This is a genomic window from Chryseobacterium sp. SIMBA_028 (assembly GCF_046535285.1).
Lineage (GTDB): Bacteria > Bacteroidota > Bacteroidia > Flavobacteriales > Weeksellaceae > Chryseobacterium.
The window spans coordinates 1-299 of the sequence record NZ_JAWRWZ010000143.1; the positions used below are offsets into that span (position 1 = coordinate 1).

At 53.5% G+C, this 299-nt stretch carries 1 protein-coding gene; it reads right to left on the reverse strand.

Going from position 1 to position 299, the window contains the following annotated elements; all coding sequences use genetic code 11:
- Positions 1–49 precede the first annotated feature (49 nt).
- Positions 50–299, reverse strand: a 250-nt coding sequence (locus SCA31_RS22905) for an Abi-alpha family protein (protein ID WP_410699338.1), incomplete at its 5' end; no start/stop codon positions are given.

The following is a 299-nucleotide window of genomic DNA, read 5'->3' on the forward strand; positions in this document are numbered from 1 at the left end:
TAGGAACACGGATTGCCTGCGTGGCAATCGTCTCCAGCAGATGGTTATTTCAGGCGGCGGTTGGCGCTGGCGTTGATAAGTCAAACATGCCAACCGCACGCGCGAATTGAACACCGAAGGCGGTGCGAATCATCGACCCCCTCTGATAAATGACCGATTGGCCCTCTCTGTCGTGCGTTGCTTTCAACTCCTGATATAGCTTGCGATTTTCGACCCACGCATAGAATCGGTCCTCCGTTATGTATCGATCATAGCTGACCTCGATGAGACCGAGCCGAACCCAATTGTCGATCATGGCG